The 16,252-nt window shown below is 62.0% G+C and carries 15 protein-coding genes, 2 pseudogenes and 1 riboswitch; of the genes and pseudogenes, 9 read left to right on the plus strand and 8 right to left on the minus strand.

Annotation, left to right across the window (positions count from 1 at the left end; all coding sequences use genetic code 11):
* Positions 1-33 precede the first annotated feature (33 nt).
* The gene (locus tag FFS23_RS12580; RefSeq protein ID WP_137898867.1) at positions 34-939 is read right to left on the minus strand and encodes an NAD(P)/FAD-dependent oxidoreductase; all 906 of its coding nucleotides are present in this window, start codon (positions 937-939) and stop codon (positions 34-36) included.
* A gap of 103 nt (positions 940-1,042) precedes the next feature.
* On the opposite strand from FFS23_RS12580, the gene FFS23_RS12585 reads away from it, so the two are divergent.
* The 3 genes from FFS23_RS12585 (at position 1,043) to FFS23_RS12600 (ending at position 3,904) form a co-directional block, all read left to right on the plus strand.
* Positions 1,043-1,492: an Rrf2 family transcriptional regulator gene (locus tag FFS23_RS12585; protein ID WP_137898882.1), complete on the plus strand. Its 450-nt coding sequence runs from the start codon at positions 1,043-1,045 to the stop codon at positions 1,490-1,492.
* A 249-nt stretch (positions 1,493-1,741) separates the two neighbouring features.
* Positions 1,742-2,278, plus strand: a complete 537-nt coding sequence (locus tag FFS23_RS20730) for a DnaJ domain-containing protein (RefSeq protein ID WP_137898868.1) — start codon at positions 1,742-1,744, stop codon at positions 2,276-2,278.
* Between the two features lie 1,137 nt (positions 2,279-3,415).
* A complete protein-coding gene (locus FFS23_RS12600) occupies positions 3,416-3,904 on the plus strand; it encodes a Ros/MucR family transcriptional regulator (protein WP_137898870.1) in 489 nt (162 codons plus the stop codon).
* A gap of 167 nt (positions 3,905-4,071) precedes the next feature.
* On the opposite strand, the gene FFS23_RS12605 is transcribed toward FFS23_RS12600, so the two are convergent.
* From FFS23_RS12605 to FFS23_RS20735, 3 genes and pseudogenes are all read right to left on the minus strand, one after another.
* Positions 4,072-4,356 (minus strand): hypothetical protein, encoded by a 285-nt coding sequence (locus FFS23_RS12605; RefSeq protein WP_137898871.1) that lies wholly within the window; start codon positions 4,354-4,356, stop codon positions 4,072-4,074.
* 284 nt (positions 4,357-4,640) lie between these two features.
* Positions 4,641-4,958 (minus strand): hypothetical protein, encoded by a 318-nt coding sequence (locus tag FFS23_RS12610; protein WP_137898872.1) that lies wholly within the window; start codon positions 4,956-4,958, stop codon positions 4,641-4,643.
* A gap of 232 nt (positions 4,959-5,190) precedes the next feature.
* A pseudogene (locus FFS23_RS20735) lies at positions 5,191-5,869 on the minus strand (site-specific integrase); the annotation flags it as partial.
* A gap of 341 nt (positions 5,870-6,210) precedes the next feature.
* Here FFS23_RS20735 and FFS23_RS12620 point away from each other — a divergent pair.
* The 3 genes from FFS23_RS12620 to FFS23_RS12630 all read left to right on the plus strand — a co-directional run bounded on the left by FFS23_RS12620 (position 6,211) and on the right by FFS23_RS12630 (position 7,788).
* A complete protein-coding gene (locus FFS23_RS12620; RefSeq protein ID WP_038658627.1) occupies positions 6,211-6,435 on the plus strand; it encodes an antitoxin MazE family protein in 225 nt (74 codons plus the stop codon).
* A 14-nt stretch (positions 6,436-6,449) separates the two neighbouring features.
* Complete coding sequence (locus FFS23_RS12625; RefSeq protein WP_249340664.1) at positions 6,450-6,755, plus strand: type II toxin-antitoxin system PemK/MazF family toxin; 306 nt, start codon at positions 6,450-6,452, stop codon at positions 6,753-6,755.
* A 355-nt stretch (positions 6,756-7,110) separates the two neighbouring features.
* Positions 7,111-7,788, plus strand: a complete 678-nt coding sequence (locus tag FFS23_RS12630) for an SDR family NAD(P)-dependent oxidoreductase (protein ID WP_137898874.1) — start codon at positions 7,111-7,113, stop codon at positions 7,786-7,788.
* Between the two features lie 188 nt (positions 7,789-7,976).
* Here FFS23_RS12630 and FFS23_RS12635 read toward each other — a convergent pair.
* Positions 7,977-8,609 (minus strand): annotated as a pseudogene (locus tag FFS23_RS12635) (tyrosine-type recombinase/integrase).
* Positions 8,610-8,994: 385 nt separating this feature from the next.
* Here FFS23_RS12635 and FFS23_RS12640 point away from each other — a divergent pair.
* Both FFS23_RS12640 and FFS23_RS12645 read left to right on the plus strand, forming a co-directional pair.
* Positions 8,995-9,915 carry a VOC family protein gene (locus tag FFS23_RS12640; protein ID WP_137898875.1) on the plus strand — a complete coding sequence of 307 codons (921 nt, stop codon included), beginning with the start codon at positions 8,995-8,997 and terminating at the stop codon, positions 9,913-9,915.
* 311 nt (positions 9,916-10,226) lie between these two features.
* On the plus strand, positions 10,227-10,544 hold the full coding sequence (locus FFS23_RS12645) for a metalloregulator ArsR/SmtB family transcription factor (RefSeq protein ID WP_137898876.1): 318 nt from the start codon (positions 10,227-10,229) through the stop codon (positions 10,542-10,544).
* A gap of 105 nt (positions 10,545-10,649) precedes the next feature.
* On the opposite strand, the gene FFS23_RS20490 is transcribed toward FFS23_RS12645, so the two are convergent.
* The 3 genes from FFS23_RS20490 to FFS23_RS12655 form a co-directional block, all read right to left on the minus strand.
* Positions 10,650-11,588, minus strand: coding sequence for a PepSY-associated transmembrane domain-containing protein (locus FFS23_RS20490; RefSeq protein WP_249340666.1), 939 nt, complete (start codon positions 11,586-11,588; stop codon positions 10,650-10,652).
* A 78-nt stretch (positions 11,589-11,666) separates the two neighbouring features.
* Positions 11,667-12,107 (minus strand): hypothetical protein, encoded by a 441-nt coding sequence (locus FFS23_RS20495; protein ID WP_249340667.1) that lies wholly within the window; start codon positions 12,105-12,107, stop codon positions 11,667-11,669.
* Positions 12,094-14,184: a TonB-dependent receptor gene (locus FFS23_RS12655; RefSeq protein WP_249340668.1), complete on the minus strand. Its 2,091-nt coding sequence runs from the start codon at positions 14,182-14,184 to the stop codon at positions 12,094-12,096. The genes FFS23_RS20495 and FFS23_RS12655 overlap by 14 nt, the downstream gene beginning before the upstream one ends.
* Positions 14,185-14,433: 249 nt before the next feature.
* Positions 14,434-14,674, minus strand: a riboswitch (cobalamin riboswitch).
* A gap of 341 nt (positions 14,675-15,015) precedes the next feature.
* Between FFS23_RS12655 and FFS23_RS12660 the strand changes: the two genes are divergently transcribed.
* Positions 15,016-16,128 (plus strand): FAD-dependent oxidoreductase, encoded by a 1,113-nt coding sequence (locus FFS23_RS12660; protein WP_137898878.1) that lies wholly within the window; start codon positions 15,016-15,018, stop codon positions 16,126-16,128.
* Positions 16,129-16,252 lie beyond the last annotated feature (124 nt).

Here is a 16,252-nt window from a genome sequence, read left to right on the forward strand (position 1 = left end):
CGAATGGCAGGATGTGGGTTTCATCGCCCAATATCATCTACCCGTTGCCGATCGAACTCCGGCCTGATGGGCGCCAATACCGGCAAGAACTCCAGCGGCTGACGCAAGGGTAGCATTGTGCATGGGAGCAGCAGAGTCACCGGCGGCCCATATGCCGGGCACCGAGGTCGCACCCCATGGGTCGACCCTGACGTAGGGTCCGGTCGGACCCTCTTCGTGTTCACAGCCTAAAAGCTTAGCTATCGGCGTTGCCGGTTTTGTCCGGGGGGCAGTGAACAAAGCCGCTACCTTAACGATCCGCCCGTCAGCCAGACGGACACCGTCCAGCGCCGGTGCGTCACCTAGCAACTCGACGACCGGTGTCCGCTCTACCGTTACGCCGCGCACCTCGAAAGCGAGCATGTCGGCGGGGTCAGGATCGTACTCGCCTTGTGTGAAGTACGTCGTCGGCCCCCAGTCAGAAATAAGCAGCGCCTGATGCGGTGACATCGGATGCGCTGCGAGTACCCCGAGAGGCTCGTTGCGAACCTCATAGCCATGGCAATAAGGACAGTGAAGCACGGTCGAACCCCAGCGCTCTTGGATCCCCGGAAGGGCCGGTAGTTCGTCCGCCACCCCGGTAGCCAGAACAAGCCGCCGGGCAAGACGCTCTCCGCCCGATGCAAGCCTAAGGCTGTAGCCACCAGTGACGGATCGGGCATCCACGACCTGGCCAGACTGGATTTCGGCAGTCGAGTAGCGACAAAGCTGATGGCGGGCGTCGCGCATGATTGCTGCAGGCGCGCGTCCGTCCTGCCCTAAAAAGCCGTGCGCTTCGTCCGTAAAACGATTTCGCGGCAGCCCGGCGTCAATCACCAGCACGTTCTGCCTTGCACGTGCCAGCTGCAGGGCAGCCGACAGGCCCGCGAAGCTGCCACCGATTACGATCAAATCGAACACGCCATTACCTTTCACGACACTACTCGTGTTACATGAATTGGCATCGAGAGTTTTGCAACAGTGAAAGTGGCGTGATAGGCTACAAAGGATGGTATGGAGGTCGATATCCTTGGACGCGCGCTTATCTAGAATGCTGCACCTGCTGATCCACATGGCACGAGCCGAGGGACCGCTGACGTCAGAAGCAGCTGCGGTCATGCTGAATACCAATCCGGTGGTAGTCCGCAGGACAATGGCTGGCTTGCGTGAGGCCGGGTATGTCAGCTCAGTCAAAGGCCACGGAGGGGGGTGGTCTCTAACGCACGGGCTCGAGAGCATCACGATGCTGGATGTTCACCGGGCGCTTGGAGAAAATCGGATTTTCGCGCTCGGCCCGGCCAATCCCACGCCTGATTGCCTTGTAGAACAAGCGGTCAACGGATCGCTGGAGGACGCGCTGCAGCAAGCGGAGGCTGTGCTGCTGCGGCAATTAAGCGAAGTAACGCTAGCTGACATTGCGATGGATTTCGATCGTCGGATGGCGGGATTATGCCCCGAGGGCGTCGCGGAATAACGACGTTCTCATCCGCAAGGCCCTGAACCAATGTCCGGTGTTGGGATGCTGAGAGGGACGGCTAAATGACCGCATGTGGGTCAACGCTGGCGCGGATGGTGTCGTCGAAAGCAGGAAGTTGCGGATTGGAATGGTAGTCATCTGACTGTTGGTGCGTAAAGCCGCCCTCCGGTTCTCCGAGATGGCCGGTTATGATCATGCGCTAGGCGGACTTTTCTTTTTCGTGTTTTGGCCGCAAGTAACGGCTAGATGGCTCTATCACCCGACTATTACTCTGTTTTAGGGGTGCCCTCGACGGCAAGTCGCGACACTATCCATGCCGCGTGGAAAGCGCTGCTCCGTCAATATCACCCCGATGCCAATCATGGTGTGGATGTTTCTGCTCGTGCGAAAGAGATCAACGAGGCGTATTCCGTTTTGGGAAAGAAGGAAGCACGCGCCGCTTATGATCGGTCGCAGATCAGGCCGTCTGCCCACCGAGCGACGGCGGACCGCCCGTTTCACCCCAGGAAAGCCGGCAGACGCCCGATGCGACCTAGCCCGTCAATGCAGCCCAGCGGTAGCTTCTCGCAGCCGCTAGAGACCAACGAATGGCTGATGGGCCTTTTCCTGCTGATCCTTACCGCCGCACCGATCGCTACAATCCTGGTTCTATGGAACGAGGAATCCGGATTGGCACCTACGGTTCGACGTAGCGTCACCGCTCATCCCGTGCCTGAGCCTCGTGCAAAAGCCGTCCGCAACTCATCGGGCACAAAACTCGGACTTGGACAGCCTGCTTCCTAAACTATCGCCCGACCGCGACATTCGAGTTTGCAGGTTTAGGCACCAAAAGCGGTCGTGACGTGGAGATGAACGAGCGGCCGAAGTTGGGAAGCTCGGAAGGGGGCGAGGACGTCTGAATATGGGTCATGCCGCTTTATCGAAAGCCTAGGCTCCTACGGGTGATGCGGGGATCTTCGTAAAGGTCGCGGCAGGCACGTGGCCGGAACCTGTTCCACCATCGCTGCCATCGATGTTCCGCGGCATCGTGGAGCAGGTGGCAGCGCTGGCACAGCGCTTTAAGATTGCCGGGCGCGCTGTTGCTGGGGTCATAATCAAGGTGTGCGCAAGCCAACACGACCTTCGTGACCCGGACGGTAGTTAGCGCGACGTAACCCTTAAGCGTCACCGGCCTGCCACGACCGGTGCGCCATTGGCCTCCCTCGACGTCCCACCAGCGCCCATCGCCGAGATGCGCCACCTTCCGCAAGTGCGGCCGCCCGCAATGCTCACAGCGGGCGCCTGCACGCCGGAACCGGATGTTGGCCGAAAGCTGGTCCCAGTCGATCGGGTAGAGCCAGCGGCTTTCTGGGCGGATCGGCATGACCTTTCTATGATTCAGCAGGGTCTAGAACAAAAGGGAAATCTAGCCTGGTAGGCGCGGCCCGAAGGCAGCGGCGAACCCGGATGAACGAATGACCACTTCCGGACCGCGGCGAAGCGCACCCGAACGGCGTCTTGTGGGCGAAAGCGGAAGGGCCGCTTCGGGCCTGCGAAAGACGTTAGCGGATCTTGGCGTAGGCCGCTCCAGCGGCTTACTGCAGGACATGTCAAAAACGTTTCGCTTCGGACTCTATATGCTCGCCGGGTTGGGCGGCATCGCTGGTGCGGCTTACGGCTTGAGCAAAGGTGTCACGCTCCTGCTAATTGCTCTCGTTGTAATCCCGATCGAGATATTCGTGCGACGTTATTTAAGATGGGCACACGACCGTTGTCGGGCAACAGCGGAGCGGGCGCTTTTGCGGATGGCTTTTCAACCTACGAATGTCGCGGCGTGGCGAATTGTGGCCCGATCCGATAATGATAGCACATTATTGATTAGCGCTTGTCTCCTTTGGCAAACTTAATATCCAAATCTCATCACCGCCAATGGAGCACAACATGGCTGACCAAGATGATTTCGACACGGGGCTGAGCACCGTCGAACTTGCAACGGAACTGACCGTCGCGTGGCTGAGCAATTCAAACAATCGGGTCAACGCTGATGACGCACCTTCGTTCTTGCAGCGTATGCACGATACCGTGCTAGGCCTGTCCTCTAACAAAGCCGCAGGCCCGACGCAAGAATACATTCCAGCAATGTCGGTGCGAAAGTCACTGGCTTCACGTAATCACATTATTTCGATGATCGATGGTGAGCCTTACAAGACGCTGCGTCGTCATCTTGCCACCAACGGCATGACACCAGACGAATACCGGACACGCTACGGCCTTAAGGCTGACTATCCTATGGTCGCGCCGGCCTACAGTGAGAGCCGCAGCGCCATGGCAAAGACGATCGGGCTGGGACGTAAGCCTGGCCAGACGATTGCAGCGAAGGGCGATGCCAAGCCTACACGCAAGGGCAAGGCAGCAGAGACGAACGACTGAATCTTCGCGGCTGACATGGACGGACTGGTGCGCTGTCACCAGTCCGTCCATGCCTCCAAGCACGATACTATTCTGCTCCGCGGTGAGCCAAGGCTATCGCGACGGCGCGGGCATTCCCGAAATGATGGTGAAACAGGAATGACCGGGTTTGGTGGGCAGACGTAGCTTTACGGAGCGGCGATAGATATCAATGCTGTGGAAACGACGGACCAGCTTAACGCAAACAAGACGACGGTGAGGCCGACGCTGTGCTTGGACAGCCTGAGACCGAAGAACAACGCGACCGGGGAGAGAAGAAGGCCGGCCTGTAAGGTCAGGCCCGCGACGTTTGATTCAGTCGTCCAGATCGAAAAGCCGGATACTAAAACGAGCATCAACCAAAAGAGAGCAACCAACACCGCCGCAACCAGTAGCAGCCAAAGGGACATTCTGATCAAGGTGACAATGTTCACCGGCATAATAGCGGATTACGGCATACGCCGAATGTCTGCAACTGGGCGAGGGCGGCCGGGGCCTAACTGACCCTGACCCAGTCGCCACCGGTTCGACGTTCGAGTTCGTTTTCGCGAGATCAACTGTTGCGTAGATGCCGGTCAAGACCCGATCTTTCATCCAATCGGGTTGCGAACCGTCTGGTAGCTTTGCGCCGTCATAAACAATCTGAAACAAGTCATCGCTGCGCCTACGAATGGAGTAGTGCACCGCTCCATCGGGCTGTGCGAAACGACGGACGATCTCACCTGCGAAGCTCATGACGCCCAATTACCGTGTTCAAAAGGTGTCCGCTATTGGGCGAAAGCTCCCAAAGCCGCTTCTCATAACCAGCCGCGTAGGGAAGCAGCTCTAGGATCGCCAGCTCGAAAGCTTCGCGAATTTTAGTTTGGCTGAATCTACGATGCCAAAGCTCGGTCGCCAAATATCTCATGGCTACTGGTAGCGCCGAGATGTGCGGCCACGGATTGCTTAGGTGCTTCTCGCAGAGAGCCACCCCGACGCGGTGAACGGTCTCCATCCACTCGTCCTGCCATTTGTCGTCGGGATCGTAGTCGGCCATGCAGGGGTCCGTTCCGGCTGAGGGCGGAATGACACTCTAAGCATTGGCGTCCTTGGGCCAGAGGTATTCGCCCGTGAGGGGTCCGGTGAGAGAATGGTCAAAATCGTACGCTAAGTGTAGCGGCTCGCAATGATGATCGCCCGGAACTGCAATAAACAGGGCAAGGCGCTGATCCGACGCTAAACAATGGTAAGCAATTATCGGTATGTCCGCCAATGCGCGGAGACGGACCTCACCTCCGCACCCACGCCAGCACCCGCGCCGCGACGTTGCTGCGCGTGGCGAGATTGCGCCCGTAGCGCAGCGTGGTGGATGGCGACGACCAGCGCAGCGCCTGCGCGATCCTGACCCCGTCTTCGCCGGCGGCAAACAGATCCTGTGTCAGCCCCACCCGCAGCGAATGCGTCGAAAGGGCATGCCCCGCCGCCTCGACCTCGCCGACCGGCATGGCGGCCAGCCCCTGATCGTAAGCGGCCAACGCCACGCGGCGGTAGATCGCATTGACGCCCTGGCGGGTGAGCGCGGTCGTGCCGACGGTGTAGACAATGCGCGCGTCCTGCGCCGGCGTGCCGCGAAGGCGCTCCTGCCAATGGCGGGTGTTCCCGGGAATGGCGTCATACGCCATCAGCGGGACCGCCGCGCGCGCGCCTGCGATCGATCCCGACCCGCCGGAAGATCGGGCCGCTGCGGATCTCGCTCGCCTCGAGCCACGCGCCGAACCGGCGCATGGTGTCGGGCGACAGCCACGCCCAGGCGCCTTGCCCCTCCTGATCGGTCTTCGACGAGGCGATGAAGAGCAGCGCCGAGCCGTCGTCATGCGGATCGATCCGCTCTTCCTCGACCACGACCAACTCGCTGACCCGCAAGCCCGCATCATAGCCGAGCGACAGCAGCGCGGCATCGCGCAGCCCCTATAGATGTAGCAGCTTGCGTTGATGATTGCCCGGAACTGCAATAAAGGGTGGTTTCCGGCTCGCATTGGGTGAGACGGATGGGTGCGGCAGGCGCACATTCGTTGAGACACAGCGCACGATCAGTGCGACGGACGCACAATATTGATCCATCCGCACGCGATACCTAAAAATCGTGAGGAAACACCCAACCGCGCGCTGATTTCCGGCTTGACTTTTCTGGAGTCAACACGGCGTCCGCCGAGGTGGTTCGCGGATCACAAGACAACCGGCCGTTTTCCTTGCGACGACCGTTGGCATGGCCTATGTTACATGTAACGGATTGGATTGGAGTAACCCCGGTGCCGGCACCAGTGACACAACGAGTCCAGAAGCGTCGCGACGCCCTGCGCGCGGCCGGTCTGCGCCCCATCCAGATATGGGTTCCCGATACCCGACGACCGGGGTTCGCGGAGGAATGCCGGCGACAGGCGCTCGTGGTCGCGGCGGCCGACGTGGCGGACCATGATCTGGACGCCTTCATGGATGCAGCCCTGATCGATCTCGACCCCGAGGGCGAGGCGTGAACCGGGGGGACCTGGTGACGATCGCGCTGCCCGGTGATTTCGGCAAGCCGCGACAAGCCCTCATCATCCAGTCGGACCAGTTCGAACAGACCGGCACCGTCACGGTGCTGCTGGTGTCGGGTACGCTGGTGGACGCGCCCCTCATCCGCACGACGATCGACCCGACACCGGCCAACGGCTTGCGCAAGCGGTCGCAGGTCATGGTGGACAAGGCCATGTCGGTGAAGCGCGACAAGATCGGGGCGACGATCGGCCACCTCGATGCCGAAACCATGCTGGCGGTCACGCGAGCGCTTGCCGTCTTCTTCGCCATCGCCTGATCCGACGATGGCAAAAAATGCGGCTGCCCCGCAGAACGGCCTCTTTCCTTCTGAGGACAGGATGGGCTTCGCGGTTCCGGTTTCACCCGCCCATTCGCTGCTGCTCCTGAACAGCTACATGCGGACGGACCTGCTGCTCGGTATCCACCGGCACGTTCATTGAATGAGGGACCAGAACGTGGCGGGATCGCCGATCCACCATCTGGCGGACAGCTTCGCCCATGTCGTTAACGCCTATGACGGTATCAACCTGTTCGAGTGCGTTGCCCACAACACCCTGCACCAATCCCTATGTCGAGTTCTGCCCCGAACCAGAATATGCTCATGACATCAAACTCATGAAGCATCGTCTCCGTTGTCTGCGACGGACAATCAGGAATTTGGCGCGCTTCGACTGAGACGTGGCCAAACGGCCAAACCTGTCGTTTCCGGTATCGCGCGCGGACGGACTATTATTGGGCGTCCGTCGCATCGATCGTGCGCCTGCCGCACCCAAGGCGATCTTGAGCGGGTGGTGGCCGAGGCCAAGCGTCTGCATGGTCGCATTGACGCGCTGATGCTGAACGCCGGATTGTCGGAACCGGCAACGATAGTCGAAGAGACCGGCGAGCATTTTGACCGGCACTTTGCCGTCAACGTGCGCGGTGCACTGTTTGGAATTCAGGCGGCGCTGCCCGTGATGAGTGACGGAGCATCGGTGGTGTTAATCGGCTCGATCGCCGACGTAATGGGCGTGACGCCGTTCAGTACCTATGGAGCGACCAAGGCGGCACTGCGATCCTATGCGCGAAGCTGGGCGGCCGAGCTCATGCCGCGTGGCATCCGCGTTAACGTTGTCGCGCCGGGCCCGACAGATACGGACATGATGGCTGCGGTATCCGAGGAGATGCGGCAGATGCTCATCAAGCCTATTCCGCTCGGGCGCATGGCACGCGCCGACGAGGTTGCCGCCGCTGCCGTCTTCCTCCTCAGCGGCGATGCCAGCTTTACCGGCGCCGAACTCTGCGTGGATGGAGGCATGCGACAGGTGTAGCCAGATAAACGAGCGGCGCCTGACGCGTGGGTCGTCTAGACCGCGCGATCAGCATCGCCCGACTGCAGTGGCAGCGAAATCGGCCGATCCCCCCGAAAACGCTGAAGGAAGTACGTCTCGCGCGGCTGAACGAATGACCAAAGTTGGGCGGCGAAGAACAAGCTGTGAATGTCTGAATGTGGGCTAGGTCAGACCTCAGTGCGTTCGGCCAGTTCCAAAGCGTCCTCCACATCAACGCCCAAGTATCGGACCGTGCTGTCGATTTTGGCATGGCCGAGAAGGATCTGAACGGCGCGGAGATTGCCAGTCGCCTTGTAGATGATCGATGCTTTCGTGCGCCGAAGCGAGCGCGTCCCGTAATCCTGAGCCGGAAGGCCGATGCCGACAACCCACTCGTGCACGAGGCGGGCATATTGGCGCGTGCTCATGTGAGCCATGTAGTCGTTTCGGCTCGGAAAGACGAAGTTGTTCAGTGTCCCGCCGCGTCGCTCCAACCAAGCCCGCATCGCTTTTCTTGCGGTGTCCATCAGCTCGAACTGCACCGGTCTTTTGGTTTTCTGCTGAACCACGACGGCGCGGTCACGGACGCGCCCGCCGGAAACTACGTCGCCGATCCGCACCCTGACCACATCACAGCCGCGCAGCTTGCTGTCGATGGCGAAGTCGAACAATGCTCGGTCGCGCAGTCGTCTATGCTGGTCGAGCCAGAAGCGAATGGCCCAGACCTGTTGCTATTTCAGCGCCCGCTTCGCACCGATAAGCCGGCCCTCATTCCAGGGTCGAAGTTCGTCAAAGGCGGGGTCCATCGGCGAGTGCCCCATCGATCATCTCCATTGGGTCGGATCGGCCAATCGAGCGTACGCAGCCGCGGTAAATCGACGGTTCGGAAATGTGGTTGATCGGCCGTCGGTGATGCTGAACGAGCGGCCGGTTTCGCGCGGCGCTTCGTAGTCTCCGAGCGGCCGAAAGTGGGGAACCGAAAGCGACCTGCCGATGACCGCATGTGGGCCAAAGAGCGGCGGTGTGGGTCAGTGTTTGGCACTGAGACCGCTTCTTGTTCCTACGCGGCGCCGTAGCAGATGAAGGCATCACACTCCTCGGCAACGGTATTGACGAGAACCAACACGTCAGCACGTGACAGTGCCTACATCGCTGCCTAGGCTGCCAGCCACGGCCCGAAACGCGGCCGGGTGAGGAGAGGCTGCCATGGCCCGTCGTATCACAGTTCTTGCCTGTGCAGCTGCCGCTCTGCTCGGGGCCAAGGCGCCGCCGGGTCCGCGTCCAGGCATCACCGGCATCTCGCACCTGGCTGTTTATGCTCGGGACATGGCAAAGTCCGAGCACTTTTACACGCATGTGCTGGGCGCCCGGAAGGGCACGGACCCCGAGAACCCGGCCGGCGTCCGCTACTATCTGAGCTCGCGCCAGTTCGTGGAGGTGCTACCCGCCCCCGCCGGACAGGGCCCCAGCATGCTGGCGCACGTCGCCTACGCGACAACGGACGCGGCGACGCTGCGCGCCTGGCTGGCCGCGTCAGGCGTCTCTGGCCTCGGCGCGATGCAGCGCTCTCCCGAAGGGGATCGTTGGTTCGCCCTGCGCGATCCAGAAGGCAACGGGATCCAGTTCGTGCAATCTGCGAGCGCTGACGCCAACGCCGTTCCCGGCGCGATTAGCGGGCGCATCATCCACGTCGGCTACGCCGTCCACGACCGGGCCAAGCAGGACGGGATGTACCGCCGCCTGCTCGGCTTCCGGCCGTATTGGTATGGCGCATTCGAGCCCGACAAGGTCGACTGGGTGTCGCAGCAGGCGCCCGACGGTCGGGACTGGCTGGAATACATGATGATCGGTCCGGGTTCGGACGTGCCGCTGACCACGGTCGACGCCCGCCAGCTGGGCGTACTTAACCACTTATCTTTGGGCGTTCCCAATATGCAGGCCGCCGTCACGACGCTGCACCGGGAAGATCGCCTGAGCCCGCGTCACGACGGTCCACAAATGGGCCTGGACGGCAAGTGGCAGACCAACCTCTACGACCCCGACGGCACGCGCATCGAGTTGATGGAGTTCCAGCCTGTGACCAAGCCGTGCTGCTCATCCTTCACGGCCGAGAGCCCGACCGGGTAGGTGCTGGCGACGTTGAACGACCGGCAGAAAGACGGAGCGAGGAAACGAGGTTCGAGTGACCGCATCGGGGCCCCAACGCCGCATTGAGTCTTGCTCTGGTCTGCCGGCAGTTAAGCGGTTGCGATTTCACTTCCGGCAGCAGGCGTACGCGGTGACAGTTTCCACCTTGCCCGCTCGAGCGTCGCTATGCGGGGACGCGATCATGCGGGTGGTCGATGAGCAGGCCAAGGTTCACTCCTTCGGTAATTAGGATATTACCTAAATTATGGATGCTGTTTGTCAACGCTTAGCTTATTGCCTAAATGCCAATCATGCAGCGCGTGTTTGAAGCCTTGTCGTCGTCCGTCCGACGCAAAATTCTCGCCTATCTAGCCCACGCTGAGTTGAGCGCAGGAGATATCGCTTCCCGCTTTGCAATGTCGAAGCCGTCGATCTCTCAGCACCTTTCGATTCTTGAAGCTGCCGGGTTGGTCGTCAGCGAAAAGCGGGGTCAGTTCGTCTTCTACCGGCTTGTACCTGAAAGCCTTGCCAACACACTCAACGGCTTTGTCCAAGAGGTCTGCCCAGTGTCGCGTCCGCTTAAGCGCGAGAGCGCCGCGCTAGCGACCAAGACCGATGGTGAACCGTAAGATCGTCCTGCTAAGGGGCTAATTTCGTTTGGTCCGTGATGAACAAGCGTCCGAAGTTGAGGAGGGGGTAAGGCCTCCTGAGCGTCCGCATCTGAGTCCGCCCAGTCAGCGTATAAGTCGTTTCCATCCCAGCCAGACACCGCTTATCGACGTCAACACACCGGCGATGGAGAACAGCCAGATCAGACCATCCCAAGCCGGGCGATGCAGCGTCAGTGTGTTCAGATCCCATTTATGGAGGAGATCGAAGACCCAGCGGTACGTCCGCTGCCGCTCATCGACCGTCCGAAGAACCTCTCCAGTAGCGGGATCGATATAGAGCCAAGTCTGTGCCGGATCCGCGAATCGCAGCTGCAAAACCGGCAGATGCGGGCGCGTTCCGACCGCATACCAATATGCATCGGGCGCCGTCAGGCGATGGACCGAGAGTAGCGGCGCAGCACTCTCCAGTTGGCGTGCGGCCCTCACGATCGCCACCTCTGTAGCTTGGGATGGCGCGAGTGTGACCGCATTCAACACTACTCGCCGCCCGTCGTGATAGGACAGAAGGACGAGGGGGGTTCCCGCATGGTCAGTCAACTGCGCTATCACCGCACCCTCGCCTGCTATGCGGAGCCGGTCGAGTGCTAGGTCCGGCATCGGATCAGATGCCTGATAGATCCGCATAGCCGCCTCGTCTGGCTTCGTCCCGCGAAACAGATGGCCGGGATCGACCGACAGCCATCCGCTGAAGATCCAGGCGATCAAGGATAGACCACCCACCAGCCCCGCGACATGATGCCAGAGCATCCAGCCGTTGTAGGGCGTCATTCGCCCACCTTTGAAGCGCCGTGCGCCGATGCGGGTCCGCAGTATGCCAATCCACATCCCCGCGAACGCCGCGGCGATGCAGGGACCAGACACCCACAGCACGACCTGACGCCAGGCCGTTTGATCCTGTCGTAGAACCGTCGGATAGAACCAGTGCGGCACCGAGCCGAGCCAGTTCCAGAACCGCTCGCGACGGGTGGTCACTTGAACGACGGCGCCAGTATTCGAAGACACATAAGCCTCCGTGCCGGACGCGTCGGCAAGCGCAACCTTCCAAAGGGGACGGTGCCGATCGAAGCCGCCAGCAACCGTTCACTGATCCCGGGTCAGCCGTTCTACGTGCTTCGTCGGTGCGTTGCCAAAGCGGCCAGCGACCCGACCGGCATAAAGAGCATCGACTGGTCGCAGGACGGTACCGCGACTGGCGGCGAAAGTGGTGTGCGTCCCATCCCACCCGGTCACGCGCCAAACAGGCGTGCCGTCGCGCATCTCGAGCAACAGTTCCTGCGGTAGCCGTCCGCCGTCTAGCGGGGGCGGCACGTTCAATGCTGCCCAGTCGATCGCCTCGCTCCCAGCCAGCTTGTGCGTTGGCGAGAGGGAGGGATAGGGCACGTAGAGCATCACCAGCCCGGACAGAAACCACATGGCGAAGAACAGGCAACTGGCGATGCCGATCCAGCGATGAACGAGGTACAGCCAGCGCCGGGGACTCTTGCCAAGCCCCGGCCACCTGAGCGCGTTAAAAGCTGGCACGAAGTGACACGTCGACCGAGCGGGGACGGCCAAGGACCCACTGCTGGCTATTGTACGTGCTGAGCGCATAGTCCCGGTCGAACAGGTTATAGCCGTGGATATCGACCGCGAGGCGTGGTGTCACCGCAAAGGATAGCGTGGCATCGACCGTGGTGTAGCTGGGGACGCGGAAGCTATTGGCGTTGTCCGAATAACGACGTCCGACGTAGCGTAGCCCGGCACGCGCCTGGAGCGAGCGCGTTGCGTTCCAACGCAGCCAGAGATTGGCAAGCGTCTCGGGGACGTCTGGCGGGGTATTGCCGTCGAAGCTCGAGCCGCCAGAGACGAAGTCGTCGAACGTCGCGTTGAGTACGCTGCCGTTTGCATCGATCTCGACGCCGTAAGGCAGATCGAGCGACATCGCAGCCTCGATACCCTTGGCCGATCGCTGGCCGACCTGCTCGACCGGGCTCGTCGGGGTCAGCTGCGCCAGCAGGCGCTTCTTGACGATGCGATAGGCGGCGAGCGTTGCGGCGCCATGCCCGTCGAGGAACATCGCCTTGGCGCCGACCTCGACCTGGTCGCCGACCGCGTTGCTGAACTGCACCTGCCCGGTCGAATAGGTCGTCAGCGTCCCCAGCGGGTCCACGCCGGTAGCATATTGCGCATAGAGCGACACCGTCGGAATCGGCTGATAGACGCTCCCGATCCGCCAGGCCACGTTGTGCAGCCGCTTGTCGAGCACGAACGTCTCGGTGCTCGCGCCGCCCGGATAGTCGATCGACCAGCGGCGAATCGTGTCGCGCTCGTAGCGGACGCCGCCAACGATCGAGACATGCGTGCCGAGCTTCAGTCGATCCTCGGCAGAGACGGCATATTCAGTGGTGCGCGTCCGATAGCGCGGTGCGATTCCCTGTGTGTCGGTGATCAGACCGGGATCGAACGCGAAGGGATCGACCTCCAAGACCTGCGGGTCAGAGCCAAAATTGTGGGAGTAGGTCAGTTTGATGAGGTTGACGTCGAAGCCCATCACAAGGTCGTTGCTGACGCCATCGGCGACGTCCGTCCTGAGCGTCACGCTGCCTTGATCGCCCCACTGCGTCTGGTCGTGGACGATCCCGGTCATGTCGGTGCGCAGGATGCGGCCGGGTGTACTGGTGTTGCCGCTGCCGTTGGAACAGACGCCGTCGTCAGCGATCCAGCAATAGCTTTCGAGATTGAGCCAAGAGCGTTTGGAGGTGAGACGATAGGCCTGGTTGCTGACGGTGACCGCGTTGCTTGGCGTCCAGTCGACCTGCAGGCTGGTGCGGTTGTCGCGGTAGCGGATAAAGCCGTCGCGTGTGTTGTAGTTGCGGTCCCGGATGCGGTCGTCGAGCCGTCCCTCGATCAGCGGCGTGCCGAAATAGCGCATCGGATTCTGGTCTCCGTAATCGTCCCGCGCGGTGACGACGAACGTATCGGTCGGTGTCCAGCGCAGCGTGCCCGAGACGGCATGGCTGAGCGACTGGCCACGATCGACATAGCCATCCGATCGGCGATAGCTGCCATCGATGCGGTAGGAGAGGCGCTCGGTGATCGGCCCGCCGGCGCCCGCCGCGACATGGAAGCTGTCCTGCAAGCCATAGCCGATCTCGCCCTCCACCTGCGTCCGCTGCGTATCGGGTTTGCGCATCAGGACATTCACCGCACCGCCCAGCGCGCCCTGGCCGTAGAGCACGGAGGCTGGGCCGCTCAGGATGTCGATCCGCTCGACCATCCACGGATCGGTCGGAAAGGTGATCGTGCCGGCAGCCGGGAACAGCCTGATGCCGTCGATGAGTTGGAGCACGGATCCCTGACCGCTGAAGCCCCGCGCGGCGAGCGCGGTGCCACCGTTGCCGGGGTTGCCGGCGTTGCTAATGCCCGGCGCACGGCTTGTCGCGTCGATCACCGATAGGTCGCCACGTGCGCGGATCGTGGTGCCATCGATGACCGAGATCGTCGCGGGCGTCTCGAGCGGCGTGAGGCCCAGGCGGCTGCCGGTCGCGTTCGGCGTGGTGAGCGTGTCGCGCGCCTGCTGGCCGACGACCAGAATGTCCTCATTGTCGGAGGCAGGCAAAGACTGCGCATTGAGCGGTGCTGCGACAACAGGTGACAGCAAAGCGCCCGCAAACGCGAGGCGAGAAGACAGGAACAGCATTACGGTAATCCCCGGGGCGTCGAGCGAACCCGGCAGGGACCTCCCGCGAACGGCCGACATCCGCGCCAGCCGGACGCCATCGCGACCGGCACGCATGCCTGTGCGGTCCCCACCGCACACGTCGTCGCTCGACGGAGTACCGTGCCGCGGCCACCCCCTGGGCCAGGCAAGAGCGACCAGACGCCGGCAGGTCTCCTGGCTCACGGGTCATCACACGATGCACGGCCTTCCCAGGCCTTTATGAGGTAACGTCCGGCCCAGTGGCTGCCCCTCCCAGTGAAGGAAGAAGCGATATGCATCGCGCTCGCCGCTTACAGTTGCAGGGACAGCCTCGGATTCAGGCAGCGAACCACCTTCACCGCGTTCCCTATTAAGCCCCTCTCGGGGCACCGACGCGATCATGCCGGCCGTCTCCAGCGGAGCAGGTCAGCGGGGACGGTGTATCCTGACCAAGACGATCCGGCAATTGGTCGACGCGGCGATCGCAAAAGTCCAAACGGAGTGTCGGTGCCCGTTTACGAATGTCGGAAGTTGGGAAGCGACAGATGCGTCGAGAACGACCGGAATTGGGTCGTTGAGCCCATCACCTTGCGATTGCCTGAAACGTGATCTCGTCCTAATTAGATCACGCTGCAAAAAACGATGGCCTGGTTGTGACCACCCCTCGCGCACAGGCAGGCGGTTTCGCCGGCCAGCGGCTCCATAAACTTCGGCGCGCGCGCGACCCGTGTGAGCGAGGAGCGCGTACACATGCGAGAACACGTCACCATCATCGGCGCAGGTTTGGGCGGCCTGGTGCTTGCCGGCATTTTACACGGGCACGGGATAGCAGTCACCGTCTACGAAGGAGAGGTATCGCCAGATGCGCGAGCGCAGGGCGGCCTCCTCGACCTGCACGAGCACAGCGGCCAGCGTGCGCTTCGCACGGTCGGTCTGCTCGACGCCTTCCGGCGATTGGTGCGGCCGGGCGAGGATGCCAAGCGGATTGTCGATCAAGCCGGCACGGTGCTGCTCGACCGGCCTGGCGACCGCGCCTCGGCACGGCCGGAGGTGGACCGAGGTGAGCTTCGCCGGATGCTGCTGGATGCCTTGCCCGCCGGCATGGTTCGCTGGGACCAGAAGGTCGTCTCGATCCAGCCGATCGCACGCGGTCGCCACGCGGTCGTGTTCGCTGACGGCTCGCAGACGGAGGCGACGCTGCTGGTCGGCGCGGACGGCGCCTGGTCCCGGGTCCGGCCGCTCGTGACCGCTGCCCGCCCTATGTATACTGGCACCTGCTTCCTCGAGCTTGACCTAGCTGCCGACGATCCACGCGCGGACGCCGCGGCGGCGGTGATAGGCTCGGGTACGCTTATGGCGGTGGCGCCTGGTCAGGGCATCCTGGCGCACCGCAACGCCGACGGGAGCATCCATACCTATGTCGCGGTAAACCGGCCGGAGGCTTGGCTGACGAACGACGTGGGTTCCGCGACCAAGCGGGTAGCGGCCTTATTTGATGGATGGGCACCGCCGCTCCGAGCGCTGATCGCCGGCAGCGACGTGCTGCCGGTCGTGCGTCCCATTCACGCGCTGCCTCCTTTGCTCACTTGGCCGCGAGCGCCGGGCGTCACGCTGTTGGGTGACGCGGCGCATCTGATGTCACCTTTTGCAGGTGAAGGTGCAAACCTTGCTATGCTTGACGGCGCGGAGCTGGGGCATGCACTGGTCCACAGCTCAGGTGACCGCGAAGGTGCGGTGGCTGCTTTTGAGAGTGACATGTTCGCGCGCAGCGGTCCGGTCGCACAGCGCAGCGCCGCCAACCTCTCGCGCTTCTTCGGACCGGACGCGCCTACGGATGCCGTTGAGCTCTTCGCCAGCCGATGAACAAACGTCCGGTTTGAGGAAGCGCGGATTGTGCCGTGGATGACCACATCTGGGTCAACTGGACAGGCTCGCCGCCAGCGACGAACAAACCTCGGTCGCGCGAATTTGTCATTAACCTTCATAG

The sequence above is a fragment of the Sphingomonas sp. 2SG genome (assembly GCF_005503285.1).
Classification (GTDB): Bacteria; Pseudomonadota; Alphaproteobacteria; order Sphingomonadales; family Sphingomonadaceae; genus Sphingomonas; species Sphingomonas taxi.